Origin of the sequence: Pseudomonas sp. LRF_L74 (genome assembly GCF_965644255.1) — a bacterium.
Lineage (GTDB): Bacteria > Pseudomonadota > Gammaproteobacteria > Pseudomonadales > Pseudomonadaceae > Aquipseudomonas.
Map to the genome: position 1 here is coordinate 668,759 of NZ_CBFFRH010000002.1, position 24,503 is coordinate 693,261.

The following is a 24,503-nucleotide window of genomic DNA, read 5'->3' on the forward strand; positions in this document are numbered from 1 at the left end:
TTTCAGGCACGCATTCATTTGAAGGACGGATGCAGGAATGGCCAGGGATTACCATCGCGCCCGCGCCCGATGCTGACTTCGATCAGCACCGGACGATCAGCCTCGATAGCGCGCTGCAGAACCGGGCGCAGCGCTTGCGGGCTGTCGACCCTAAATGCCTGTACACCGAACGATTCGGCGAACTTGACGAAGTCCGGATTGACCAGCTCGGAGCCGATCAGGCGCCCGCCAAAACCGTTCTGCTGGTCGCGCAGCACATTGCCGTATGCATCGTTGTTGAACACGATGGTCACTAGGTTGATGCCGTACTGCACGGCGGTCGCCAGTTCCTGCCCGGCGAAGAGAAATCCGCCATCGCCGCAAATCGATACGACTGCTTTGTCCGGAAAGGCGACCTTGACCCCGAGTGCCGTGGGGAAACCGAAACCCAGTGTGCCCTGATAGCCAGAGGTGACGAGATGACGAGGCTGGTAGATCGGGAAGCCGAAAATCGAGGTGAAACCGACCTGGGACAGTTCGTCGACGAAGAAACCGTCCCTGGGCAGGACGTCGCGGATGACCCGCAGGTAATCCATCTGTGGCTGTACGACTTGTATCGCCGCTTCGGCACTGGCTTTGGTATCGGCCAGGATGCCATCGCGTCGCGAAGGTACACCACGACGTTCGACAGCTAATGCCAGGGCTTGGCTGGCTTGCGCTGCGTCGGCGACGATATTGATGGCGGCTGGCAGTCGGCGCGACTCAGCTGGATCGATGTCGATTCGAATGAGCTTCACACCCTCGGGGCGGTGATTCCAGCGGATATCGAGCAGCTCGAAGCGCGAACCGATGATCAGGGCCACATCGGTTTGCTGCCACAGGCGCTGGCCTGCCGCGACGGTGAAGCCCAAGGGGTGATCGTCGGGCACGACGCCGCGACCGCCGCGAAAGCTGACCACCGGAGCGCCCAGTACTTCGGCGAGAGCGGTGACCTCGGCGCTGGCATCCAGCGCGCCTGAGCCGACGAAGATCATGCAGTTCTGCGAACTGCCCAGAATGGCCGCCGCCTCTTCGATGACGCCTGGGTCGGCCAGTGGGGTGCTGGTCAGGGATAGCGGCTCGGCGGGTGTCACGCATGCGCGCTGGGTGAAATAGTCCCAGGATGCCTGCAGCGCCACGGCGCCCTTGCGGCCCGAGTTCATCCGTTGGAACGCAGTGGCGACCTGTTGCGGAGCATGGCTCGGGTGTTCGATGTGCTCGGCATGCTTGGTCAGGGTGCGAAGCGTCGCCAACTGCTCGCGATACTCATGCAGTTGCCCGCGTTCACGGTTGCGAAAATCCGACATGACGTCGCCGGTCAGGGCCAGGACCGGAGTATTGGTGCTGTGCGCGGTCAGCAGCGCCGCGGAGGCATTGAGTACACCGGGGCCAGGTACCACGCTGAATACGCCAGGCCTGCCGCTGGCCCGGGCATAGCCGAAAGCCATGTAGGCGGAGGTCTGCTCATGGCGAGCGCCCAGGGTGCGCAGGCGATCCGCGCGGCGGGCGAAGGCATCGGTGAGGCCGTACATCTGGGCGCCCGGCAGGGCGAAGACCGTGTCCACGCCATGCCGCAGCAAGGCATCGGCGATGGCGTCGCCACCTGTCATCGGCTCGGGTGAATGGGAGGAGGGCGAGAGTTGGTGAGGCATGTGAGTCTCCAGCAGCAGCGATTATTCGAGCCCGCTCCGGGAGAGAGGAAAGGGCTCTTTTTATTCGCTCGAAGCGGTGCTTCGAGGGCGTGCCGGGAGTCTATGAGTGCCTGGAAAAGGCTGACAAGAAACCATCCAAGAGGGTGTCCATCGCGAAACGAGATGGCAGAAAAACGGCCTTAGGCAGCGGCGACCGACACCCGGCTGAGCAAGTGTTCCAGCAGCCGTTTGGCTGGTGTCGAAAGAGACTCGTGGTCGCGTATGCAGATCTGAAAACGCCCCAATGCCCACTCATCCAGCAGAGGAATCACGCTCAGGCCATAGAGCTTGGCGTAACGCCCGACAGCCTCTCGGGGGAAGATGCCAATTGCGACCCCGTTATGCACCAGGCGGAATGCCGGGTCGAAGGACGACACATGCGTGCGGCAACGCATCTCGCGTCCCATCTGTTCAGCGAGGCGTTGCATCTTGTTGTTGATGGTGGCGTAGATCGACAGGCTGAGGTGTTCGTAATCGAGGGTTTCCTCGAAGGTGATGGAACTACGGCCGGCCAGCGGGTGATCGGAGGTCGTCACCACTGCCAGGTGATCCTGGCGATAGGGAAGCAACTGCAAGGATTGCGTGTCGAGCTGCGACTCGCGGAACACGCCGATATCGGCATGCCCTTCGGCCACGCCACGAATGACCTCGGGGCTGAAGCGCTCCTCGAAATCCACCTGGATATGCGGGTTGGCCAGAATGAACTCACTGAGCTCTTCAGGCAGGAATTCAACGATCGAGGAAATGTTCGCCAGAATCCGCACCCGGCCGCGATTGCCCGATGCGTGTTGCAGCAGGTCTCCATGCAGGCGTTCGAGGCTGCGCATCAGATAGCGCGCGTGGCGCAACAATGTCTCGCCCGCCACCGTGGGCGAGACGCCACGCTGGCCGCGTGTGAGCAGGGTTATGCCGTAGGCCGATTCGATGTCGGCAATTCGTTTGCTTATTGCCGAGGAGACGATGAACTCACGCTCACTCGCCTTGGTGATAGAACCTTCCTCGCAGACCGCAATGAACAGGCGCAAGGACACCGGATCTATTTTCCACATGTTATTCGCTCCGACGGTGGTAGCTTGGATCAGCCACAGCGATTGTTCATGGCCAATGCCTCATGACGCCCGATTCTTCTGGGCCGCTCGACGGCTGCGATTGATAACATGTTAATCAGCGGTTTGAACACCAGTCCGAGCGCCAGTGCTCACATGATGAGCGCTACTTTGCCAGGCCCTAGCCGCCCATCGAGCATGTTGTCCCGCGCGGTGAGGGTTTTCGGGTGAGGAGGGCGCTACTCGGGGCGCTCGGCAAGCGTTTGCAGGTATACGTTTTCAAGATCGCGCCGACACTGGGAGTCATCGACCCGATGCCGAGAGACGATGGAAGGCGCTTCTTTGCCTTGCCCTAGGTTCTGCGTATTCCCTGGCGAACGCCAATGCCTTGGATGAACCCAAAAAAAGAACCCCGGCAGGTGCCGGGGTTCTTTGGCTCAGGCTGTTTCTCAGTGGAACTGGTTCATGGTGTTGTCTTTGCCGCTGGCTTTCAGTGCGGCGTCACCGGCGAAGTATTCCTTGTGGTTGTCGCCGATGTCCGAGCCGGCCATGTTCTGGTGCTTGACGCAGGCGATACCCTGACGAAGCTCCTGGCGCTGGACGCCTTTGACGTAGGCCAGCATACCTTGGTCGGCGAAGTAGCCTTTGGCAAGGTTATCGGTCGACAGTGCGGCGGTGTGGTAGGTCGGCAGGGTGATCAGGTGGTGGAAGATGCCGGCATGGGCAGAGCCGTCACGCTGGAAGGTACGGATCTTCTCGTCAGCGACCTTGGCCAGTTCGGTCTCGTCGTAGTCGATGCTCATCAGCTTGGCGCGGTCGTAGGCGGATACATCCTTGCCCTCGGCAACGAACGCGTCGAACACTTGCTGACGGAAGTTCAGGGTCCAGTTGAACGACGGGCTGTTGTTGTACACCAGCTTGGCGTTCGGAATGACTTCACGGATGCGGTCGACCATCGCCTTGATCTGGCCAACGTGTGGCTTCTCGGTCTCGATCCACAGCAGGTCGGCACCATTTTGCAGCGAGGTGATGCAGTCCAGCACGCAGCGGTCTTCACCAGTGCCCTTGCGGAACTGGAACAGGTTGGAGGCCAGGCGCTTCGGACGCAGCAGCTTGCCGCCACGATTGATCACCACGTCGCCATTCTGCAGTTCGGCAGCGCTGATTTCGTCGCAATCGAGGAAGGCGTTGTACTGGTCGCCCAGGTCGCCTGGTTGCTTGGTCACGGCGATCTGCTTGGTCAGGCCTGCACCCAGGGAGTCGGTACGGGCGACGATCACGCCGTCATCGACGCCGAGTTCGAGGAAGGCGTAGCGGACGGCATTGATCTTGGCGAGGAAGTCTTCGTGCGGAACGGTGACCTTGCCATCCTGGTGACCGCACTGTTTCTCGTCGGAGACCTGGTTTTCGATCTGGATGCAGCAGGCACCCGCTTCGATCATGCGTTTGGCCAGCAGGTAGGTGGCTTCGGGGTTGCCGAAGCCGGCGTCGATGTCGGCGATGATTGGCACGACATGGGTCTCGTAACCGTCGATCTGTGCCTGGATTTCGTCCTGCTTGGCACGATCGCCAGAGGCGCGGGCAGCGTCCAGGGCGGTGAACAGCAGATCCAGTTCACGGGCATCGGCCTGGCGCAGGAAGGTGTAGAGCTCTTCGATCAGGCCGGAAACCGCGGTTTTTTCGTGCATCGACTGATCCGGCAGCGGGCCGAAGTCAGAGCGCAGGGCGGCGACCATCCAACCGGACAGGTAGAGGTAGCGCTTGTTGGTGGTCTTCAGGTGCTTCTTGATCGAGATCAGCTTCTGCTGGCCGATGAAGCCGTGCCAGCAGCCCAGGGACTGGGTGTAGACAGAGGCGTCAGCGTCGTATTCGGCCATATCCTTGCGCATGATGGCGGCGGTGTACTTGGCGATTTCCAGGCCGGTCTTGAAGCGGTTCTGGGCACGCATGCGGGCAACGGATTCAGGGTTGATCGCGCTCCAGCTACTACCTGCGGCTTCTTTGAGGGCGGCAATGGCTTTGATGTCGTTTTGATAAGCGGACATGGGTCAATCCTTCAAAGTATGAGATTGGTTAGCACCGACTTCCCACCCAGAACCAACGTGCACAAGCTTGTTGTTACGGGCATCACGCAACGGAACTTCGAAGTATTGACCAGGCGACGGTGTCGCGAGAGGCGGGGGGGCGAGACGCACTGTCTTGATCGTAGACGCATGGCTTGCCGGCTCGTGGATGCCGTTGGGCCAGACGCTTCAAGACTTGCTGTCTGACTGATTACGCTAAGGCTTCCCCGTCCCTCAGGACAACTTTCGTTCCAGTCGCAACCTCGTTGAAACGCCTTGTGGGCTGTTAAAACACGGATCGATCCGAATGGTGTTACGGAGCGATCAGGAGGCCGGTCAAGGACCCCTGGTTAGCGGGAGCGAGGCCATCATGCAGTGGTGGAAAAGCTTCGTCAACGATTTTGTAGTGATACTTTCGTAGCACTACAAAACCATTTTTATATGATGGTTATTCAGTCGAGGACGTCGACCTTGATGCGCATGCTCATGTCATTGCCGCCTTGGGTCGAGTAGCTGCGCAGGGTGCCTCGCTGGTCGCGTTGTACCTGCTGGCTGACGCCGCCGAGTGGAATCCACTGGCCTAGCAGGCCGCTGACGCGTGTATCGCTGCTCTGTACGTCGATCACGCCGGGTTGGCTGCGGCTCAGGCGGTCGTTGTTACTGCTGACGCTGAGGTGCACGGTCTGGCCTGTCAGCGTTGCGGTGACGTAGAAGCCCTGGGTGACGTTGCGATACTCGGTGTTGCTGATGACCTGGCCGTACGGGCCGACGCTGGTGCTGGTCAGTGGTACGCTCTGGCCGACCTGGATGAGTGCCGGATAGCCCTCGGTGGCTTGTATCTGCTGGAAGCCGCCATCGCGACTGGCGGTCGAGCGATTGATGATGCGTACCTGGTCACGTCCGCCGACTTCACCGCGGCCAGTCTGAATGTCCACGCTGCCGATACGGGCGGAGCCGTTGACCGAGTAGCCACTGCTATCGGTCTGTCCTGACTCGCTGGTATCGAGGCTGATTAGCAGGCGTCGCGCTGGAGTGTCGAGTTGCTGCAGCAGGGTGCGTATTTCCGCGATCTTTTCTGGGGCTGCATTGATGATCAACTGGTTGCCATGGGCGTTCGCCTTGCCTTGACCTTCCAGTGCCGACTGGACGATTGGCAGCATCTCGTCGGCGCTGCGGTAGTTGAGCGGGATCAATTCGGTCGCGGCCAGGGCCTGTGCGCTCAGCAGGGCGAGGAGCAGAAAGGCAAAGGGCTTTTTCATAGCAGGAAGCTCCGCAAGTCAGGGTCTTGTAGCCCGGTTTCCCATGCCTGGTCGAACGCCACTCGCTGGCGACGTGCCCGGCTGCTGTCATTGTAGAGCGCGTAACCGACATAGCTTTCAGGCTTGGCGCGCAATAGCAGGCCGCAGTCGTCAGCCAGCAGGTAGGTCGATTGTTCTTCCTCGCTGCCGTCATTGATTCGGCGGATATGCAGGTTGCTGGTAATGCGCTTGGCCAGGGACAGCAGGCGATGTCCTTGTTTGACTGGCTTGCTCACATCGCGAACGAGGATGCGTAAGCGATTGCGCGGATGGGCGAGCAGAAAGCCCGTACATGCTTCCTGGATGCTGGAGTGGTCGTACAGCAGGGGCTCCAGATCGCTGCTGTACAGGCACAGGCTGTGGCGAGCTTGCTGGATCAACGCCAGGACGTGAGGCTGGCATTGCTCAGCGCTCTGGAAGCGCTCCAGGTGAGGGTGCCGGCCCAGTTGGAAGGGGGCGGGCTCACGGTTTTGTGGCGCAATGGCCTCGCTGCCTGGGTTGAGCACGGCGAAGCGGCCGGGAGATTGGAAGTCGATGGCCGGTAGATCGACTTCCTGCTTGTCGTCGTTCATTGGGGCTCCGGGGCAAAGGCGCCTCGGGCGCCCGGCAATGGAAGGCGCAATGCGGTCAGTGGCTGTGACGAACCATCAGGACATGGGGAATGCCTGCTTCGAGGTATTCGCCGCCCTGGACACTGAAGCCAAGCCGCTCGTAGAACGCGCTGGCATGCACCTGGGCGCTGAGTTTCTGTTCGCGCTGCCCACGCTGCTCGGCTTCGCTGATAGCCGCCTGGACCAGCGCGTCACCGATCTTCAGGCCGCGCCAGTCCTTGAGTACGGATACTCGGCCGATTTGCCCGTCCGGAGCCAGCCTGGCGGTGCCGACCGCATAATCACCTTCGCAGGCGAGGAAATGCACGGAATCGGCATCTTCACTGTCCCATTCGAGCTCCGGTGGAACCGCCTGTTCGGCAATGAACACCGTTTCCCGAATGCGACGCAGGTCGGCATTGTCCTTGTGCCAGTCGGCCAGGCGAACCTCGATGTCACTCATCGGCAAACTCCAGACTGCCTTGCTTGATCAATTCGCTGAGCAGCTTACGCCCGTCTTCGTCGGCGAGCCATGGCTGCAGGTTCTCGTTGTGCAGCGCTTCGGCGGCGCAGATCAGGCGCAGCAGTTCTTTCAGGTTGCTTGGCAGCAAGCGGCTCTGGCCGCTGGCGAACAGCACCAGGCCTACATCGACCTCACTCCAGGCCAGCCGGGCGCTTGGGCTGCGTACCAGGATGGCGCCGTCGCCGACGGCTGCCAGCAACTCGTCTTCTTCGATGTCATGGCCTGCCACCAGTTCCGGGTAGCGCGGCTCGGTCATGAACTGACCGAACCAGGTAAGCAGCAGGCGTTCGTCGTTCATGTGCTCGGCGAGCAGGGCTTTCAGGCGATCCAGGGCATCCTGCTGGATCTGGTGCGGATCGCTGATCGGCTGCATTCCGGCGTCGCTGTAGCGCTCTTCATCAGGCAGGAACTGCGAGAGGAAGTCGGTGAAGTGGGTCAGCACTTCGGCTGCGCTGGGGGCGCGGAAGCCTACCGAATACGTCATGCAGTCATCTTCGGCGATGCCGTAGTGGGCCAGGCGCGGCGGCAGATAGAGCATGTCGCCGGGTTCGAGTACCCACTCGTCGGTCTGTTCGAAGTCGGCAAGGATGCGCAGGTCGGCATGTTGCAGCAACGGGCTATCGGTGTCGCACATCTGGCCTATCTTCCAGCGGCGCTGGCCTTCGGCCTGCAGCAGGAACACATCGTAGTTGTCGAAGTGCGGGCCCACGCTGCCACCAGGTGCGGCGAAGCTGATCATCAGGTCGTCGATGCGCCAGCTGGGCAGGAAGCCGAAGTCCTTGAGTACCTCGGCCACTTCCGGGACGAATTGGTCGACAGCTTGCACCAGCAGGGTCCAGTCGCGCTCCGGGAGCTGGCTGAAGGCATCTTCGGCGAAGGGGCCGCGACGAAGTTCCCATGGGCTTTCGCCATGTTCCAGTACCAGGCGCGACTCAACCTCATCTTCCAGGGACAGGCCTGCCAGCTCGTCGGCGCTGATCGGGCTCTCGAAGCCGGGGATCGCCTGGCGGATCAGGAGGGGTTTCTGTTGCCAGTAATCGCGCAGGAATACGCGTGGAGTGAGGCCGCCCAACAGCTGCAGAGGAGTATCAGGATTCATTGGTAAGACCTTGAAGGACAATAAATAACTAAAATAAAAACGCCCGGCTCAGCCGGGCGTTGGCAAGACTGGCTGCACTCAGATGCGCTTGGCCTGGGCAACGGCATTGCCGATGTAGCGTGCCGGAGTGAGCTGCTTGAGTTCTTCCTTGGCGGCGCTCGGCATGTCGAGCCCGTCGATGAATGCCAGCAAGGCTTCCGGGCTGATGCCTTTGCCACGGGTCAGCTCCTTGAGCTTCTCGTAGGGATTCTCGATGGCGTAGCGGCGCATTACGGTCTGGATCGGCTCGGCGAGGACTTCCCAGCAAGCATCCAGGTCGGCGGCGATGCGTTGCTCGTTCAGTTCAAGCTTGCCGATACCCTTGAGGCTGGCCTCGTAGGCGATGACGCTATGGGCGAAACCGACGCCGAGGTTGCGCAGCACGGTGGAGTCGGTCAGGTCGCGCTGCCAGCGCGAGATTGGCAGCTTGCTGGCCAGGTGCTGGAACAGTGCGTTGGCGATACCCAGGTTGCCTTCGGAGTTCTCGAAGTCGATCGGGTTGACCTTGTGCGGCATGGTCGAGGAGCCGATTTCGCCGGCAACGGTCTTCTGCTTGAAGTAGCCCAGGGAGATGTAGCCCCAGACGTCGCGGTCGAAGTCGATGAGGATGGTGTTGAAGCGCGCGATGGCGTCGAACAGCTCGGCGATGTAGTCGTGCGGTTCGATCTGGGTAGTGTAGGGGTTCCAGTCCAGGCCCAGGTCGTTCTCGATGAACTGGCGAGCATTGGCTTCCCAATCGATCTGTGGGTAGGCCGACAAGTGGGCGTTGTAGTTGCCCACCGCGCCGTTGATCTTGCCCAGCAGGGGCACCGCCGCGACTTGGGCGATCTGGCGCTCCAGCCGGTAGACCACGTTGGCCAGTTCCTTGCCAAGCGTGGTCGGCGAGGCCGGCTGGCCGTGGGTGCGCGAGAGCATCGGCACGTCGGCGAATTTCACCGCCAGCGCGCGGATGGCTGCAGCGATCTGTCTCATCAGTGGCAGCAGCACGCCGTCGCGGCCTTCGCGCAGCATCAGGGCGTGGGACAGGTTGTTGATGTCCTCGCTGGTGCAGGCGAAATGGATGAATTCGCTGACGTTGGCCAGCTCTGGCAGCTTGGCGGCCTGTTCCTTGAGCAGGTACTCCACGGCCTTGACGTCGTGGTTGGTGGTGCGTTCGATTTCCTTGACGCGCTCTGCATGCTCGACCGCGAAGTCATTGGCCAGGGCATCGAGAATGGTGTTGGCTTCGGCGGAGAACGGCGGCACTTCGGCCACGCCTTCATGGGCGGCCAGGCGCTGGAGCCAGCGGACCTCGACCAGTACGCGGAAACGGATCAGGCCGTATTCGCTGAAAATCGGGCGCAGAGCGCTGGTCTTGCCGGCGTAGCGGCCATCTACAGGGGAAACCGCAGTGAGCGAGGAGAGCTGCATGGAGGAGTCTCGGGCAGTCGGTCAACGAAAAGGGCGCACATCATACATGAAGCAGCCTGTCTCAGGCTGTAGGCTTCGGGTGAAAGGTGCAGGCAGTTCGTCGTTTGTTGAATGATGAGGTTGGAAGGTTTGGGCTTCCAGCACCTCTTTGTCTTAGAAGCTGTTCACGATCTCAGATGTCAGCGTCATTAAAGTGACTCTTCAGTCTGCTTCGAGGGGTGGATATGTTCGTGCGATAACCGTTCCTACGCGGTGTGTTTGGCCGTCACTCCCGTGAAGGCGGGAGCCCAGATGCTTAGGGGCTTCTGGTTTATTCCCCTGCGGGCCAGCGCAAGCGCTGTTCAGCGATGGAGCCGCTGTCCCGCCTTCGCGGGAATGACGAACTTTCTCAACCTGCTGCGGCTTGTATCCACGATTACCTTGATGCAGCCATTTAGACGGGGTCGAAAATATCGTGAACAGGTTCTTAGCCGCGTAACAGTGGATACAGCTCGCTGAGCAGCTTTTTACGTTTGAACACCAGTTGCCAGCGGTGCCCGCCCAACTGACGCCACAGGCGTGCCGAGCGAATGCCGGTCAGTAGCAGGGCGCGCACCTTGGCTGCGTTGTTGGGTTGCTGCAGGAAACGCATGTCGCCATGTACCTGGATACGTTGGCGGAAGGTACTGATGGTGTCCTGGTACAGCCCACCGCACGAGGCGATGACATTCTCGTGAGTCAGGCCGAAGTGGTCGGCCTGGGATTGGATCTGGTCGAGGCGATTGCCGATGGTGCGCAGCAGGTCTTCCCGTTTGGCCAGGTGGCGTTCGAGCCCGAGCAGTTGCAGCGTATAGCGCAGGGGCTCGCGTTGCAGGGCCGCTGGGCTGCGTTCCAGCGCTGCGGCGAGCGCCTTGTAGCCTTCGCGCAGATTGATGTCATCGCCGCCGAACACCTCAAGGGTATTTTTCGGATCGCGTACCAACAGACTGCCAATCAGGCATCTGATGTCGGCATCGCTGGCCTGGCCTGTGCGGGCGATCTTGTCGACCAGGGTGGCAGCCTCGAAGACCGCAGCCAAGGCCATGAGCTGTTCCTGTACGGGCGTCATACCAGGCCTGCTCCTTCGAACCAAGGCTGGGCACTTTCGATCACGCCGCCACCCAGGCAGATTTCGCCGTCGTAGAACACCACGGACTGGCCGGGCGTAACAGCCCGCTGCGGCTCGTCGAATACTGCGCGGTAGCCTTCGGCGGTCTGTTCCAGGGTGCAGCGCTGGTCGTTCTGCCGGTAGCGGACCTTGGCCGTCAGCTGGCGCGGGCTGTCGAGATCGACCGGGTTGACCCAGAATATTTCCGAGGCGAGCAGGGCGCGGGAGAACAGCCAGGGGTGCTCGTTGCCCTGGCCCACCAGCAGTACATTGCGTTCAAGGTCCTTGGCCAGCACGTACCACGGCTCGTCGCTGGCATCCTTGAGGCCGCCGATGCCGAGGCCTTGGCGTTGGCCGATGGTGTGATACATCAAGCCGTGATGACGGCCAATGACTTCACCTTCAACGGTTTCGATATCGCCGGGTTGCGCGGGCAGGTACTGCTTGAGGAAATCGCTGAAGCGGCGCTCGCCAATGAAGCAAATCCCGGTGGAGTCTTTTTTCTTTGCCGTGGCCAGGCCGTGTTTCTCGGCGATGGCGCGGACTTCGGGCTTTTCCAGTTCGCCGACGGGAAACAGGGTGCGGCCGATCTGCTCACCACCCACGGCATGAAGGAAATAGCTCTGGTCCTTGTTCGCATCCAGGCCCTTGAGCAGTTCGCTTTGACCGTCTACATCGCGGCGGCGCACATAATGGCCGGTGGCAATCAGGTCGGCGCCCAGGCCCAGGGCATAGTCGAGGAAAGCCTTGAACTTGATCTCCCGGTTGCAGAGGATGTCCGGATTCGGTGTGCGCCCGGCCTTGTACTCTTCGAGGAAGTGCTCGAAGACATTGTCCCAATATTCGGCGGCGAAGTTGGCCGTGTGCAGCTTGATGCCGATCCGGTCACAAACTGCTTGGGCATCTGCCAGGTCGGCCATGGCGGTGCAGTATTCGGTGCCGTCGTCTTCCTCCCAGTTCTTCATGAACAGGCCTTCCACCTGGTAACCCTGCTCAAGCAGCAGGACGGCGGAAACGGATGAGTCGACGCCGCCGGACATGCCGACGATCACTCGGGTATTGGCTGGTTCGCGCATGGGCTTCAGGGTACGTCTGCGGAAAAGCGGCCGATATTACCAGTGCTTGCGGGGTAGCGGCCAATGGCAGATGTTACTGGTCGCGGATCAGGCTCAGCGCATGCCGCTCGCCAGCGAGATAATCGTCTATACAGCGCATGACCAGGTGACTGCGCCAGCGATGAGGCTGCCCCTGGAGCTCTTCGCGGCTCATCCAGTGCGGCCCGATGATGCCTTTGTCCAGCGGGCTGTCGGGCAGGTGGCGAAGCGGACGGGCGGCGAAGCACACGCGCTGGTAGGTAATGCCGTTGCTTGGCGCGGTGTACAGGTAGATGCCTGTCACTGAGGTCAGCTCGACCTCCCAGCCGGTTTCTTCCAGGGTTTCGCGTATGGCTGCTTCGATCAGGCTTTCATTCGCCTCCAGGTGCCCGGCGGGCTGGTTGAGGACGCTGTGTTCAAGCCCGGCGGGCTGTTCCTCGACCAGCAGGAAGCGGCCGGCCTCATCCACGACAATGGTGGCGACGGTAATGTGGGGTTGCCACGTCATGGGTTTTCTCCCGTTTAAAAGCAGAATCCCCGGCATGGGCCGGGGATTCTGTGGTTCACGTGTTGCGAATTACTTCAGCAGGCCGTCGATTGCTGCGTTGAACGTGGCGCTCGGGCGCATCACATTGCTGGTCAGCTCCGGGTTCGAGCGGTAGTAGCCACCGATGTCCGCAGGCTTGCCTTGTACGGCGTTCAGCTCGCTGACGATGGTCGCTTCTTGCTCGGTCAGGGCCTTGGCGAGCGGGGCGAAGCGTGCCTTCAGGTCGGCGTCTTCATTCTGCGCGGCCAGGGCTTGGGCCCAGTACAGCGCCAGGTAGAAGTGGCTGCCGCGGTTGTCGATCTCGCCGACTTTGCGCGAGGGCGACTTGTTGTTGTCCAGTAGCTTGCCGGTGGCTTCGTCGAGGGTCTTGCCCAGGATCTTGGCCTTGGCGTTGCCGGTCTTGATTCCAGTGTCTTCCAGGGAAACGGCCAGGGCGAGGAACTCACCGAGGGAGTCCCAGCGCAGGTAGTTCTCTTCGACCAGTTGCTGGACGTGCTTGGGTGCCGAGCCACCGGCGCCGGTTTCGTACATGCCGCCACCGGCCATCAGTGGAACGATGGACAGCATCTTGGCCGAGGTGCCCAGTTCCATGATCGGGAACAGGTCGGTCAGGTAGTCGCGTAGTACGTTGCCGGTCACCGAGATGGTGTCCTTGCCGCGAATCAGGCGTTCCATGCTGATGCGGATCGCCGAGTTGTAGTCGGTGATGCTGATGTCCAGGCCGCTCAGGTCGTAGTCCTTGAGGTACAGTTCGACCTTCTTCTGCAGCTCGCGGTCGTGGGCACGCTCCGGGTCCAGCCAGAAGATCGCCGGGGTGTTGGACTGACGGGCGCGGGTGACGGCCAGCTTGACCCAGTCGCGGATCGGTGCGTCCTTGGCCTGGCAGGCGCGCCAGATGTCGCCGGCCTCGACCTCATGCTGCATCAGCACGCTGCCGTCGGCGACGTCGACGACGCGCATGATGCCGTCGGCGGTCATTTCGAAGGTCTTGTCGTGGGAACCGTATTCCTCAGCCTTCTGCGCCATCAGGCCGACGTTCGGTACGCTGCCCATGGTGGTCGGGTCGAACGCTCCGTTGGTTTTGCAGAAATTGATCATTTCCTGATAGATGCGCGCGTAGGTGCTCTCAGGCATGACGGCCTTGGTGTCTTTCTGCTTGCCATCCTTGCCCCACATCTGCCCGGAGTTGCGGATCATCGCCGGCATCGAGGCGTCGACGATGACGTCGCTCGGAATGTGCAGGTTGGTGATGCCCTTGACCGAGTCGACCATGGCCATTTCCGGGCGATGGGCGTAGACCTCGTGGATGTCGTGGAGGATTTCTTCCTGTTGCGAGGCCGGCAGCGACTTGATCTTGTCGTAGACGCTGCTGATGCCGTTGTTCGGGTTGACGCCCAGTTCCTTGAACAGCTCGCCGTACTTGTCGAACACGTCCTTGTAGTAGACGCTGACGGCGTGGCCGAAGACGATCGGGTGGGAGACCTTCATCATGGTCGCCTTGACGTGCAGGGACCACATGACGTCGGTTTCCTTGCAGTCCTGCAGGGTCTTCTCGAAGAAGGTGCGCAGCTTGCGGCAGCTCATGAACATGCTGTCGAACACTTCGCCTTCCTGCAGGGCGAGTTGTTTCTTGACCTCGACCTTGCCGTCCTTGCCGACGAACTCGATGCGCACGTCACCGGCCTTGGCCATGGTGATCGACTGTTCGCTGGAGAAGAAGTCGCCGCCGCGCATGTAGTCGGCGTGGGACTGCGAAGCCATGCTCCATTTGCCCATGGAGTGTGGGTGCTTGCGTGCATAGGCCTTGACCGCGGCCGGGGCGCGGCGGTCGGAGTTGCCTTCGCGCAGAACCGGGTTTACGGCGCTGCCCAGTATCTTGGCGTAGCGCGCGCGCGTTTCCTTGTCTTCTTCGCTATGCGGGTCTTCCGGGTAGTCGGGGATGCCGTAGCCCAGGGCCTGCAGTTCGGCGATGGCGGCCTTGAGCTGGGGGACGGAGGCGCTGATGTTGGGCAGCTTGATGATGTTGGCGTCCGGTGCGGTGGCGAGAACGGCGAGGTAGGACAGGTCATCTTCGATCTTCTTGTCGCCCAGGCGATCGGCGAAGCCGGCCAGGATACGAGCGGAGAGAGAGATGTCGCGGGTTTCGACGTCTATGTCGGCGGAGGCGGCGAAGGCTTTTACGATGGGAAGAAGCGAGTAGGTGGCAAGAGCGGGCGCTTCATCGGTGAAGGTATAGGTGATCTTCGAGCGGGTAGACATCTAGGATTAACTCTCTTCTTTGCTGGGCGTGCACAGTATCTCGATATGCGCTGGTAGGCGCTTTCGCCCATGCCGGACATGAGCCGAAGGTCGAGAATTTGCCGCGATGATGTTGGTTGCACCAGTTAGAGCGTTCTTCGGTCGTTCCAGATGGGTGGATATCGACCGTGGATGCCGGGTCTGCCTCATTCGAGCGCCTCGGCACCATGACTATTTAGTCACGCCGCGCAGTATACCACTCTCTGTGGGTATCGCGTTGTGGTGGCGTTCATAGACCAATGGACGATTGGAATCGTGGGCTGTGATCAAGGGCAAGGCTGCTTTCCAGGCAACGATGAGTTCGATTATCTGACGAATGGCGTCTCAGGGAGCCATAAACGTAAACGCCCCGAATTTATCGGGGCGTTTGGTGGGCTGCTTGTTCGGATCGTTCCTAAGCGGTCGGATCGGCAGCTTTTTTGTTGCAAGGGATCATCAGGCTTCGACAGGGCGGCTTTGAGTCGTACTGCTCGTTGCTGGAGATTCGTTGCTGGTGTTTGCCAGGACCGGACTGATATTCACTGCGTGAAGGCCCTTGGGCCCTTGGATAATATCGAAACTCACCGGTTGGCCGGCCTTCAGAGTCTTGTAGCCCTCCATGTGAATGGCCGAATAATGAGCAAACAGGTCCTCATCTCGGCCTTCGGCGACGATGAAACCGTATCCCTTGGCGTTGTTGAACCACTTGACCTTACCGCTTAGCATGCTGATATCCCTCTGCAAAGGACTCCATCACTGGAGTATCATCCACATCCAGTTCCACGTTGAACCAACTGGCTGGCAAGGGCGTGGAACCCCGATACCCCGAAACAGGGTATGAATGTTTTTAACATCGTTTTACCGATAGTCAAGGCAATCCGGCGACTGGCTGAGAAGCGGGTCATAAGCTTGCCTGAACATTCCTTCGCACAGCCATCATGAAGCATTCACATTCGTATGCATGCAACCAAGCAGATTCGTCTAACATTCAATCAGGATCGCCCGACCCATCGAGAGGATGATGCCTCTGGTGTCGCGGTGCAGGAGGCCAAGCCGATCCTGCAGACACCACCGATGTATAAGGTATTGATGTATAACGACGACTACACCCCCATGGATTTCGTCGTCGAAGTGCTGGAAGTTTTTTTTGGTCACAATCGGGAGCTGGCTACGAAGCTGATGCTGACCGTTCACACGGAAGGTCGGGCGGTGTGTGGCCTGTTCACGCGAGACATCGCCGAGACCAAGGCCATGCAGGTCAATCAGTACGCCAGGGAAAGCCAGCATCCGCTACTCTGTGAAATAGAGAAGGACGGTTAATTCCGGCCGCTTGGTAAGAGGTGAAGCCATGTTGAACCGAGAGCTCGAAGTCACCCTCAATCTTGCCTTCAAGGAGGCGCGCGCCAAGCGCCATGAGTTCATGACGGTCGAGCATCTGTTGCTCGCACTGCTGGACAATGAGGCGGCAGCCACGGTACTACGTGCCTGCGGAGCGAATCTGGACAAGCTCCGCCACGATTTGCAGGAGTTCATCGACTCCACCACCCCCCTGATTCCACAGCACGACGAGGAGCGTGAGACCCAGCCAACGCTAGGGTTCCAGCGCGTCCTGCAGCGTGCGGTGTTCCATGTGCAAAGTTCTGGCAAGCGAGAGGTCACCGGCGCCAACGTGCTCGTGGCGATCTTCAGCGAGCAGGAGAGCCAGGCCGTGTTCCTGCTCAAGCAGCAGAGCGTGGCGCGCATCGATGTGGTCAATTACATCGCACATGGTATTTCCAAGGTTCCCGGGCATGCAGATCAGGTCGAGGGGGAGCAGGAAATGCAGGATGAGGAATCGGGTGAGTCCGTTGCGTCTGGCAATCCGCTGGAAGCCTATGCAAGCAATCTGAACGAGCAGGCGCGCCAGGGGCGCATCGATCCATTGGTCGGTCGTGAGCATGAGGTCGAGCGTGTCGCACAGATCCTTGCGCGTCGGCGCAAGAACAATCCGCTGCTGGTCGGTGAGGCTGGAGTGGGCAAGACCGCGATCGCGGAAGGATTGGCCAAGCGCATCGTCGATGGCCAGGTGCCCGACTTGTTGGCTGACAGCGTGGTCTACTCGCTGGACCTGGGGGCATTGCTGGCGGGTACCAAGTATCGCGGCGACTTCGAGAAGCGCTTCAAGGCACTGCTCAACGAGTTGCGCAAGCGCCCTCATGCAATCCTGTTCATCGACGAAATCCACACCATCATCGGCGCGGGAGCTGCATCCGGTGGGGTGATGGATGCGTCCAACCTGCTCAAGCCACTGCTGTCCTCGGGGGAGATTCGTTGCATCGGCTCCACGACCTTCCAGGAGTTTCGTGGCATCTTCGAGAAGGATCGTGCGTTGGCGCGGCGTTTCCAGAAGGTCGACGTCGGCGAGCCGTCGGTGGAAGACACCGTGGGTATCCTGCGCGGCCTGCGTACCCGCTTCGAGCAGCACCATCACATCGAGTACAGCGACGAAGCGCTGCGTGCCGCCGCTGAGCTGGCCGCGCGTTACATCAATGACCGGCATATGCCGGACAAGGCCATCGATGTGATCGACGAGGCGGGCGCCTACCAGCGCCTGCAGCCGGAAGAGCGTCGCGTCAAACGCATCGAGGTGGCCCAGGTCGAGGATATCGTCGCCAAGATCGCGCGGATTCCGCCGAAGCACGTCACTAGTTCCGACAAGGAACTGCTGCGTAACCTGGAGCGGGACCTGAAGCTGACAGTGTTCGGCCAGGATGCGGCCATCGACTCCTTGGCCACGGCCATCAAGTTGTCGCGTGCCGGCCTGAAGTCGCCGGACAAGCCTGTCGGCTCGTTCCTGTTCGCTGGCCCTACCGGGGTCGGCAAGACCGAGGCGGCGCGTCAGTTGGCCAAGGCCATGGGCATCGAGCTGGTGCGTTTCGACATGTCCGAGTACATGGAGCGCCATACCGTGTCCCGCTTGATCGGGGCACCGCCCGGATATGTCGGTTTCGACCAGGGCGGCCTGCTTACCGAGGCGATCACCAAGCAGCCCCATTGCGTTCTGTTGCTCGACGAGATCGAGAAGGCGCACCCGGAAGTGTTCAACCTGCTGCTGCAGGTCATGGACCACGGCACCCTGACCGACAATAACGGGCGCAAGGCCGATTTCCGCAACGTGATCCTGATCATGACCACCAACGCCGGTGCCGAGACGGCATCGCGCGCATCCATTGGCTTCACTTTGCAGGACCATGCCTCGGATGCCATGGAGGTGATCAAGAAGAGCTTTACGCCCGAGTTCCGTAATCGACTGGATACCATCATCCAGTTCGGCCGCCTGAGTCACGAAGTGATCAAGAGCATCGTCGACAAGTTCCTCACGGAACTTCAGGCCCAGCTCGAAGACAAGCGCGTGCAGCTCGAGGTGTCCGAGGCGGCGCGTGGCTGGTTGGCCGAGCGTGGTTATGACGTGCAGATGGGCGCGCGGCCGATGGCTCGTCTGATCCAGGATCGCATCAAGCGTCCGTTGGCCGAGGAGATTCTCTTCGGGGAACTCGCCGAGCACGGTGGCGTGGTGCACGTCGACCTGAGCGCGGGAGAGTTGACCTTCGAGTTCGAAACAACTGCCGAGCCCGCATGAGGGCTCATCGCTGAAATGAAAACGCCCGGCTCGTACCGGGCGTTTTCATTTTCGACGTCGACTCAGCGGGCGCGGTAGGTAATGCGGCCTTTGCTCAGGTCGTAAGGCGTCAATTCGACGCGTACCTTGTCGCCGGTCAGGATTCGAATGTAGTTCTTGCGCATCTTTCCGGAGATGTGCGCGGTAACGACGTGCCCGTTTTCCAACTCCACGCGGAACATGGTGTTTGGCAGGGTGTCGACGACAGTGCCTTCCATTTCGAAGCTGTCTTCTTTCGACATGCAGTAAAGCCCTCGGTGTCCAGTTGATGGCCCGGTGCGAGTGCCCAGGCAAAAGCGGCGTGCATTGTGCCCGAAAAGTCCACCGTGCGCCAAGGGTCTTAGCTAAGGACAACCCAGCGTTGATTGACGAACAGCTCTATGGGGCGGTACTGGGTCTTGTAATTCATCTTGCGGCAATTACGGATCCAGTAGCCCAGGTAGACGGCGCCCAGGCCCAGGCGTGCGGTTTCACCTACCTGCCAGAGAATGGCATAGCGCCCCAGGCTGCGGCGCTCTTCGTCAGGGTCGTAGAAGGTATAGACCGCCGAAAGCCCGTTGGGCAGAACGTCAGTCACGGCGATGGCCAGCAGGCGACCCTGTTCGCGGAACTCGTAAAAGCGCGAGAACGGCAGGTCGCGTACCAGGAAGGTGGTGAACTGCTCCCGCGAGGGCGGATACATGTCGCCGTCCGCGTGGCGTTGCTCTATGTAGCGCGCATAGAGCCCGTAATATTCTTCATTGAAGCTGGGGCGCACCGCGCGTACTTGGATTTCCTCGTTGCGCTTGATGATGCGTCGCTGTTGGCGCGTCGGGATGAAACGGTCGGCGGGTATGCGTGCAGGAATGCAAGCCGTGCAGCGCTGGCAGTGAGGGCGGTAGAGGTGATCGCCGCTACGGCGAAAGCCTACATCGGAGAGCTCCGCATACACTTTCACATCCATGGGCTGGCTGGGGTCGAGAAACAGCGTGGTAGCTTGTTCCTCGGGCAAGTAGCTGCACGGATGCGGTTGTGTGGCATAGAACTTGAGGCGAGCCAGTTCGGTCATGGTCAGCCCTCGAAAACCTACGACAAGTGTATGCCAGGGTTTTCTTCGCTACCAAGCCAGTGCGCTTCGGCATTCACATGTTCCGCCAGGTAGTGGGCGAAATCGTCTCGACTGATGGGCCTTGCTCCAAAGCTGTGCAGGTGGCGGGTCGGCATCTGGCAGTCGATCAGTACGAAGCCCCAGTCGCGAAGCTTGCTGACCAATGTGGCGAAGCCGACCTTCGAGGCATTGTCGGCGCGGCTGAACATTGACTCGCCAAAGAACAGCCGTCCCATGGCGATCCCGTAGAGGCCGCCAACCAGCTCTTCGCCTTGCCAGACTTCGACGGAGTGGGCGAGCCCGCGCTCATGAAGATTCCGATAGGCGGCCTGCATGGCGTCGGTTATCCAGGTGCCATTCGCATATTCGCGTGGCTCGGAGCAAGCTTTGATGACCGCAGCAAAATCCTGGTCGAGGGTCACCCGCAGGTGCTGCTGGCGCATGAGCTTGGCCAGGCTTCGTGACACATGGAGTTCTTCTGGAAAGAGAACGGTGCGAGGGTCGGGCGACCACCAGAGCAGTGGTTGACCCTCCTGATACCAGGGGAAGCAGCCGTGCTGGTAGGCCGTGGTCAAGCGTTCGGGCGAGAGGTCGCCGCCGGCCGCGAGTAGTCCGTTGGGCTCGCGCAAAGCCTTTTCCAGTGGCGGGAAGTCGAGATTGTCGCGGCTCAGCCAGGTCAGCATGAAAGGGGAGGGCGGCAGTACCGCCCTGCCTGCTCAGATATCGAGGTACTTCTCGGCGTCCAGTGCGGCCATGCAGCCTGCGCCTGCCGAGGTAATCGCTTGGCGATAAACGTGGTCGGCCACGTCGCCGGCCGCGAAGATGCCATCGATACTGGTCGCGGTAGCATTGCCTTCGCCGCCGCCACGGACCAGCAGGTAGCCGTCGCGCATTTCCAGTTGGCCCTGGAAAAGGTCGGTATTGGGCTTGTGGCCGATGGCGATGAACACGCCGGCAAGGTGCAGTTCCTTGGTGCTGCCGTCTTCGGTGCTTTTCAGGCGTACACCGGTAACGCCAGTCGCGTCGCCCAGCACTTCATCCAGGGAATGGTTCCAGTGCAGGCGCATGTTGCCGTTGGCGACCTTGTCGAACAGCTTGTCCTGCAGGATCTTCTCGGCGCGCAGCCTGTCGCGGCGATGCACCAGGTGGACTTCCTTGGCAATGTTCGACAGGTACAGGGCTTCTTCCACTGCGGTGTTGCCGCCGCCGACCACGCACACCACCTGGTTGCGGTAGAAGAAGCCGTCGCAGGTGGCGCAGGCGGAAACACCCTTGCCGGAGAAGGCTTCTTCGGAAGGCAGGCCCAGGTATTGGGCGCTGGCGCCTGTTGCGATGATCAGTGCGTCGCAAGTGTAGGTCGCGCTATCGCCCTTGAGGGTGAACGGTTTGCTCTGCAACTCGGCGGTGTGGATGTGGTCGTAGACGATCTCGGTATCGAAGCGCTCGGCGTGTTTCTGCATGCGTTCCATCAGTGCGGGGCCGGTCAGCCCTTCGACGTCGCCGGGCCAGTTGTCGACTTCAGTGGTGATGGTCAATTGGCCGCCAGGCTGCATGCCGGTGATGACGAGGGGCTTGAGGTTGGCGCGGGCAGCATAGACGGCCGCGGTGTAACCCGCTGGACCGGAGCCGAGGATGATCAGTCTGGAATGCTTGACGTCGCTCATAAAAAGACCCCATAAGTCTTTGTCACAAAAGAGAATGCGTGCTCCAATTGAGCCGCGCGTGAGGAATTGCCGAGTATGCTACACCGAAGGGCGACAGCGTCGCAAAAGCCCGGGCCAGCCTGAATACGTGTCATGACTACTGTAAATCCGTACAATGGCCCGGTTTTTTGAGTGTTCAGTCGAGCAGCCGTCGATACGCTGCGTAGGATCGAAAACGTTTTGAAGAATTCTTCCCCAGCCGCTCAGCCGCCGATCTGGCGCCAGCAACTCCAGTATCGCCTCAAGGAAGGTGCGCTCATCGCCTTGGGCGCGCTGTGCCTCTATATGTGGATGGCACTGTTGACCTACAACCAGAGCGATCCCGGCTGGAGCCATACCAGCAACGCCGAACAGGTGCATAACGCCGCGGGCCGCGCCGGTGCCTGGTGCGCCGACATTCTATTCATGGCGCTGGGCTATTTCGCCTATGTCTTTCCGTTGTTGCTCGCGGTCAAGACCTGGCAGGTGTTCCGTAATCGCCACCAGCCCTGGCAGTGGAGCGGCTGGCTGTTCTCCTGGCGCCTCATTGGTCTTGTGTTCCTCGTGCTTTCCGGCTCTGCGCTGGCCGATATCCATTTCGTCGACAGCACGGGCTTGCCTGCGTCGGCGGGTGGGGCGCTGGGGGAAAGTCTCAGTGCCTTGACGGTAAAGGCGCTGAACGTGCAGGGCAGCACCTTGCTGTTTATCTCCCTGTTCCTGTTCGGGTTGACCGTCTTCGCTGATCTGTCGTGGTTCAAGGTCATGGACCTGACCGGCAAGATCACCCTGGACCTGGTCGAGCTGATCAACAGTCTGGTCAACCGCTGGTGGAGTGCCCGTACCGAGCGCAAGCAACTGGTCGCGCAATTGCGCGAGGTGGATGATCGGGTCAGCGAGGTTGCCGCGCCGGTGGTTCATGACCGTCGCGAGCAGGCCAAGGTCAAGGAGCGCCTGATCGCCCGCGAGGAATCGCTGAGCAAGCACATGAGTGAGCGGGAAACCCGCGCCGCACCTGTGATTGCGCCTCCGCCTGCACCCAAGGCTCCCGAGCCAAGCAAGCGCGTGCTCAAGGAGAAGCAAGTGCCGCTGTTCGAGGACAGCGCCGTGGCGGGCACTCTGCCGCCCATTTCTATCCTGGACGTGGCGGAGAAGAAGCAGAAGCAGTATTCGCCCGAATCCCTCGAAGGCATGTCGCGTCTGCTTGAAATCAAGCTCAAGGAGTTCGGTGTCGAGGTGTTGGTCGAGTCGGTCCATCCAGGACCGGTCATTACCCGTTTCGAAATCCAGCCGGCGGCAGGGGTGAAGGTCAGTCGGATTTCCAACCTGGCGAAGGATCTGGCGCGCTCCCTGGCAGTGATCAGTGTGCGGGTGGTCGAGGTTATTCCGGGCAAGACGACCGTGGGCATCGAGATCCCCAACGAAGACCGGCAGATCGTGCGTTTTTCCGAGGTGCTGTCTTCGGAGGAATATGACAACGCCAAGTCGCCGGTTACCCTGGCCCTGGGCCATGACATCGGTGGCAAACCAGTAATCACCGACCTGGCGAAGATGCCGCACCTGTTGGTTGCCGGTACCACCGGCTCGGGTAAGTCGGTTGGTGTCAACGCGATGATCCTGTCGATCCTGTTCAAGTCGCCGCCGGAAGATGCGCGAATGATCATGATCGACCCGAAAATGCTCGAGCTGTCCATCTACGAAGGCATCCCGCACCTGCTGTGTCCGGTGGTGACCGATATGAAGGAGGCCGCCAACGCTTTGCGTTGGAGCGTCGCCGAGATGGAGCGTCGCTACAAGCTGATGGCTGCCATGGGCGTGCGCAATCTTGCAGGCTTCAACCGCAAGGTGAAGGATGCCGAGGAGGCCGGTACGCCGCTGAGCGATCCGCTTTATCGTCGGGAAAGCATGGAAGACGAGGCGCCACTGCTGAAGACGCTGCCGACCATCGTGGTGGTGGTCGACGAATTCGCCGACATGATGATGATCGTTGGCAAGAAGGTCGAAGAGCTCATCGCCCGTATCGCCCAGAAAGCACGCGCGGCGGGCATTCACTTGATCCTGGCGACCCAGCGGCCATCGGTGGATGTGATCACCGGCCTGATCAAGGCCAACATCCCTACGCGTATGGCCTTCCAGGTGTCCAGCAAGATCGACTCGCGGACCATTCTCGACCAGGGTGGTGCCGAACAATTGCTGGGGCATGGCGACATGCTCTACCTGCCGCCCGGCACCGGTTTGCCGATCCGTGTCCATGGCGCCTTCGTCTCCGACGATGAGGTCCATCGCGTGGTCGAGGCCTGGAAGCAGCGCGGTGCGCCGGACTATATCGAAGACATCCTGGCCGGAGCCGATGAAGGCGGTGGCAGCTTCGAAGGCGGCAGCGGTGGCGAAGGTGGTGAGGGCAGCGAGGAAGATCCGTTGTACGACGAAGCCGTGCGCTTCGTGACGGAAAGCCGTCGCGCTTCGATTTCAGCCGTCCAGCGCAAGTTGAAGATCGGCTATAACCGCGCCGCCCGGATGATCGAGGCGATGGAAATGGCCGGCGTAGTGACCGCAATGAATACCAATGGCTCGCGTGAGGTGATCGCGCCTGGGCCGATTCGAGACTAAGTCAGCCAAGAGGATTTCCATGCGCCTGTTACGCATGTTGTTGCTGGCCGCAACGGCCTGTTTTGCCCTTTCCGCACATGCCGACGACGATGCTGCGGCAACGCGACTGACGACCCTACTCAGCCAGGCTCAGACCATGACCGCACGCTTTTCCCAACTGACATTGGATGGCTCTGGCACACAATTGCAGGAAACCGCTGGCGAGTTGGCATTGAAGCGCCCTGGGCTGTTCCGCTGGCACACCGACGCGCCGCAGGAGCAACTGCTGGTTTCCAATGGCCAGAAAGTCTGGCTGTATGATCCGGACCTGATGCAGGTGACCATTCAGAGCCTGGATCAACGCCTGACCCACACGCCGGCATTGCTGCTGTCCGGTGATGTTTCGAAGATTCGTGAGAACTTCGAGATTTCCTTCAAGGAAGCTGGCGAAGTCGTGGACTTCACCCTCAAGCCCAAGGCCAAGGACACATTGTTCGACAACTTGCGCCTGTCGTTCCGCCGTGGCGTGATCAACGACATGCAATTGATCGACAGCGTTGGCCAGCGCACCAACATTCTGTTCCTGAGCGTGAAGATGAACGAGTCCATCGACGCCGGGCAGTTCGATTTCAAGGTGCCGGAAGGCGCCGATGTGATCCAGGAGTAAGT

Annotated in this window: 21 protein-coding genes; 4 read left to right on the forward strand and 17 right to left on the reverse strand. The window is 60.6% G+C overall.

The window, feature by feature from the left end:
- Nucleotides 1-14: 14 nt before the first annotated feature.
- The 13 genes from ACSZPK_RS07955 to cspD form a co-directional block, all read right to left on the reverse strand.
- Nucleotides 15-1,670 carry a thiamine pyrophosphate-dependent enzyme gene (locus tag ACSZPK_RS07955; RefSeq protein WP_437880891.1) on the reverse strand — a complete coding sequence of 552 codons (1,656 nt, stop codon included), beginning with the start codon at nucleotides 1,668-1,670 and terminating at the stop codon, nucleotides 15-17.
- A gap of 179 nt (nucleotides 1,671-1,849) precedes the next feature.
- Nucleotides 1,850-2,758, reverse strand: a complete 909-nt coding sequence (locus ACSZPK_RS07960) for a LysR family transcriptional regulator (protein ID WP_437880892.1) — start codon at nucleotides 2,756-2,758, stop codon at nucleotides 1,850-1,852.
- Between the two features lie 446 nt (nucleotides 2,759-3,204).
- Nucleotides 3,205-4,800, reverse strand: coding sequence for an isocitrate lyase (locus ACSZPK_RS07965; protein WP_437880893.1), 1,596 nt, complete (start codon nucleotides 4,798-4,800; stop codon nucleotides 3,205-3,207).
- 470 nt (nucleotides 4,801-5,270) lie between these two features.
- Nucleotides 5,271-6,077 carry a secretin N-terminal domain-containing protein gene (locus tag ACSZPK_RS07970; RefSeq protein WP_437880894.1) on the reverse strand — a complete coding sequence of 269 codons (807 nt, stop codon included), beginning with the start codon at nucleotides 6,075-6,077 and terminating at the stop codon, nucleotides 5,271-5,273.
- A complete protein-coding gene (locus ACSZPK_RS07975) occupies nucleotides 6,074-6,688 on the reverse strand; it encodes a histone acetyltransferase HPA2 (protein ID WP_437880895.1) in 615 nt (204 codons plus the stop codon). Before ACSZPK_RS07975 ends, ACSZPK_RS07970 begins: the two co-directional genes overlap by 4 nt.
- Nucleotides 6,689-6,743: 55 nt before the next feature.
- A complete protein-coding gene (locus tag ACSZPK_RS07980; RefSeq protein WP_437880896.1) occupies nucleotides 6,744-7,169 on the reverse strand; it encodes a GNAT family N-acetyltransferase in 426 nt (141 codons plus the stop codon).
- Nucleotides 7,162-8,328, reverse strand: coding sequence for a JmjC domain-containing protein (locus ACSZPK_RS07985; protein ID WP_437880897.1), 1,167 nt, complete (start codon nucleotides 8,326-8,328; stop codon nucleotides 7,162-7,164). The genes ACSZPK_RS07980 and ACSZPK_RS07985 overlap by 8 nt, the downstream gene beginning before the upstream one ends.
- A 78-nt stretch (nucleotides 8,329-8,406) precedes the next feature.
- Nucleotides 8,407-9,777, reverse strand: a complete 1,371-nt coding sequence (gene purB / locus ACSZPK_RS07990) for an adenylosuccinate lyase (RefSeq protein WP_437880898.1) — start codon at nucleotides 9,775-9,777, stop codon at nucleotides 8,407-8,409.
- A gap of 466 nt (nucleotides 9,778-10,243) precedes the next feature.
- Nucleotides 10,244-10,864, reverse strand: coding sequence for a high frequency lysogenization protein HflD (hflD, locus tag ACSZPK_RS07995; RefSeq protein ID WP_437880899.1), 621 nt, complete (start codon nucleotides 10,862-10,864; stop codon nucleotides 10,244-10,246).
- Nucleotides 10,861-11,979 (reverse strand): tRNA 2-thiouridine(34) synthase MnmA, encoded by a 1,119-nt coding sequence (gene mnmA, locus ACSZPK_RS08000; protein ID WP_437880900.1) that lies wholly within the window; start codon nucleotides 11,977-11,979, stop codon nucleotides 10,861-10,863. Before mnmA ends, hflD begins: the two co-directional genes overlap by 4 nt.
- 73 nt (nucleotides 11,980-12,052) lie before the next feature.
- Nucleotides 12,053-12,505: an NUDIX hydrolase gene (locus ACSZPK_RS08005; RefSeq protein WP_437880901.1), complete on the reverse strand. Its 453-nt coding sequence runs from the start codon at nucleotides 12,503-12,505 to the stop codon at nucleotides 12,053-12,055.
- 69 nt (nucleotides 12,506-12,574) lie between these two features.
- On the reverse strand, nucleotides 12,575-14,803 hold the full coding sequence (locus tag ACSZPK_RS08010) for an NADP-dependent isocitrate dehydrogenase (RefSeq protein WP_437880902.1): 2,229 nt from the start codon (nucleotides 14,801-14,803) through the stop codon (nucleotides 12,575-12,577).
- A 474-nt stretch (nucleotides 14,804-15,277) separates the two neighbouring features.
- Nucleotides 15,278-15,547 (reverse strand): cold shock domain-containing protein CspD, encoded by a 270-nt coding sequence (gene cspD / locus ACSZPK_RS08015; protein ID WP_437880903.1) that lies wholly within the window; start codon nucleotides 15,545-15,547, stop codon nucleotides 15,278-15,280.
- Between the two features lie 231 nt (nucleotides 15,548-15,778).
- Here cspD and clpS point away from each other — a divergent pair, with 231 nt between their 5' ends.
- Both clpS and clpA read left to right on the forward strand, forming a co-directional pair.
- Nucleotides 15,779-16,141, forward strand: coding sequence for an ATP-dependent Clp protease adapter ClpS (gene clpS, locus ACSZPK_RS08020; protein ID WP_437880904.1), 363 nt, complete (start codon nucleotides 15,779-15,781; stop codon nucleotides 16,139-16,141).
- Between the two features lie 28 nt (nucleotides 16,142-16,169).
- Nucleotides 16,170-18,440 (forward strand): ATP-dependent Clp protease ATP-binding subunit ClpA, encoded by a 2,271-nt coding sequence (gene clpA / locus ACSZPK_RS08025; RefSeq protein ID WP_437880905.1) that lies wholly within the window; start codon nucleotides 16,170-16,172, stop codon nucleotides 18,438-18,440.
- A gap of 62 nt (nucleotides 18,441-18,502) precedes the next feature.
- Here the strand turns inward: clpA and infA are convergent, their stop codons facing one another.
- The 4 genes from infA to trxB all read right to left on the reverse strand — a co-directional run bounded on the left by infA (nucleotide 18,503) and on the right by trxB (nucleotide 21,230).
- Nucleotides 18,503-18,721 carry a translation initiation factor IF-1 gene (infA, locus tag ACSZPK_RS08030; RefSeq protein WP_002553999.1) on the reverse strand — a complete coding sequence of 73 codons (219 nt, stop codon included), beginning with the start codon at nucleotides 18,719-18,721 and terminating at the stop codon, nucleotides 18,503-18,505.
- Nucleotides 18,722-18,819: 98 nt separating this feature from the next.
- Nucleotides 18,820-19,527, reverse strand: a complete 708-nt coding sequence (locus tag ACSZPK_RS08035) for an arginyltransferase (protein WP_437880906.1) — start codon at nucleotides 19,525-19,527, stop codon at nucleotides 18,820-18,822.
- A gap of 17 nt (nucleotides 19,528-19,544) precedes the next feature.
- Nucleotides 19,545-20,249: a leucyl/phenylalanyl-tRNA--protein transferase gene (gene aat, locus ACSZPK_RS08040; protein WP_437880907.1), complete on the reverse strand. Its 705-nt coding sequence runs from the start codon at nucleotides 20,247-20,249 to the stop codon at nucleotides 19,545-19,547.
- 33 nt (nucleotides 20,250-20,282) lie between these two features.
- Nucleotides 20,283-21,230, reverse strand: coding sequence for a thioredoxin-disulfide reductase (gene trxB, locus ACSZPK_RS08045; protein ID WP_437880908.1), 948 nt, complete (start codon nucleotides 21,228-21,230; stop codon nucleotides 20,283-20,285).
- A 198-nt stretch (nucleotides 21,231-21,428) separates the two neighbouring features.
- On the opposite strand from trxB, the gene ftsK reads away from it, so the two are divergent.
- Both ftsK and lolA read left to right on the forward strand, forming a co-directional pair.
- On the forward strand, nucleotides 21,429-23,855 hold the full coding sequence (gene ftsK, locus ACSZPK_RS08050) for a DNA translocase FtsK (protein ID WP_437881015.1): 2,427 nt from the start codon (nucleotides 21,429-21,431) through the stop codon (nucleotides 23,853-23,855).
- Nucleotides 23,856-23,874: 19 nt separating this feature from the next.
- Nucleotides 23,875-24,501, forward strand: coding sequence for an outer membrane lipoprotein chaperone LolA (lolA, locus tag ACSZPK_RS08055; protein WP_437880909.1), 627 nt, complete (start codon nucleotides 23,875-23,877; stop codon nucleotides 24,499-24,501).
- The last annotated feature ends 2 nt before the right edge of the window (nucleotides 24,502-24,503 follow it).

Bases quoted from the DNA above. Each gene is read 5' to 3' on its own strand.
- trxB (WP_437880908.1), bottom strand. From the start codon at position 21,230: ATGAGCGACGTCAAGCATTCCAGACTGATCATCCTCGGCTCCGGTCCA.
- lolA (WP_437880909.1), top strand. From the start codon at position 23,875: ATGCGCCTGTTACGCATGTTGTTGCTGGCCGCAACGGCCTGTTTTGCC.
- ACSZPK_RS07965 (WP_437880893.1), bottom strand. From the start codon at position 4,800: ATGTCCGCTTATCAAAACGACATCAAAGCCATTGCCGCCCTCAAAGAA.
- infA (WP_002553999.1), bottom strand. From the start codon at position 18,721: ATGTCGAAAGAAGACAGCTTCGAAATGGAAGGCACTGTCGTCGACACC.
- purB (WP_437880898.1), bottom strand. From the start codon at position 9,777: ATGCAGCTCTCCTCGCTCACTGCGGTTTCCCCTGTAGATGGCCGCTAC.
- ACSZPK_RS07980 (WP_437880896.1), bottom strand. From the start codon at position 7,169: ATGAGTGACATCGAGGTTCGCCTGGCCGACTGGCACAAGGACAATGCC.
- clpS (WP_437880904.1), top strand. From the start codon at position 15,779: ATGCATGCAACCAAGCAGATTCGTCTAACATTCAATCAGGATCGCCCG.
- ACSZPK_RS07970 (WP_437880894.1), bottom strand. From the start codon at position 6,077: ATGAAAAAGCCCTTTGCCTTTCTGCTCCTCGCCCTGCTGAGCGCACAG.
- cspD (WP_437880903.1), bottom strand. From the start codon at position 15,547: ATGCTAAGCGGTAAGGTCAAGTGGTTCAACAACGCCAAGGGATACGGT.
- mnmA (WP_437880900.1), bottom strand. From the start codon at position 11,979: ATGCGCGAACCAGCCAATACCCGAGTGATCGTCGGCATGTCCGGCGGC.
- ACSZPK_RS07960 (WP_437880892.1), bottom strand. From the start codon at position 2,758: ATGTGGAAAATAGATCCGGTGTCCTTGCGCCTGTTCATTGCGGTCTGC.
- ACSZPK_RS08005 (WP_437880901.1), bottom strand. From the start codon at position 12,505: ATGACGTGGCAACCCCACATTACCGTCGCCACCATTGTCGTGGATGAG.
- aat (WP_437880907.1), bottom strand. From the start codon at position 20,249: ATGCTGACCTGGCTGAGCCGCGACAATCTCGACTTCCCGCCACTGGAA.
- ACSZPK_RS08035 (WP_437880906.1), bottom strand. From the start codon at position 19,527: ATGACCGAACTGGCTCGCCTCAAGTTCTATGCCACACAACCGCATCCG.
- hflD (WP_437880899.1), bottom strand. From the start codon at position 10,864: ATGACGCCCGTACAGGAACAGCTCATGGCCTTGGCTGCGGTCTTCGAG.
- ACSZPK_RS07975 (WP_437880895.1), bottom strand. From the start codon at position 6,688: ATGAACGACGACAAGCAGGAAGTCGATCTACCGGCCATCGACTTCCAA.
- ACSZPK_RS08010 (WP_437880902.1), bottom strand. From the start codon at position 14,803: ATGTCTACCCGCTCGAAGATCACCTATACCTTCACCGATGAAGCGCCC.
- ACSZPK_RS07985 (WP_437880897.1), bottom strand. From the start codon at position 8,328: ATGAATCCTGATACTCCTCTGCAGCTGTTGGGCGGCCTCACTCCACGC.
- ACSZPK_RS07955 (WP_437880891.1), bottom strand. From the start codon at position 1,670: ATGCCTCACCAACTCTCGCCCTCCTCCCATTCACCCGAGCCGATGACA.
- clpA (WP_437880905.1), top strand. From the start codon at position 16,170: ATGTTGAACCGAGAGCTCGAAGTCACCCTCAATCTTGCCTTCAAGGAG.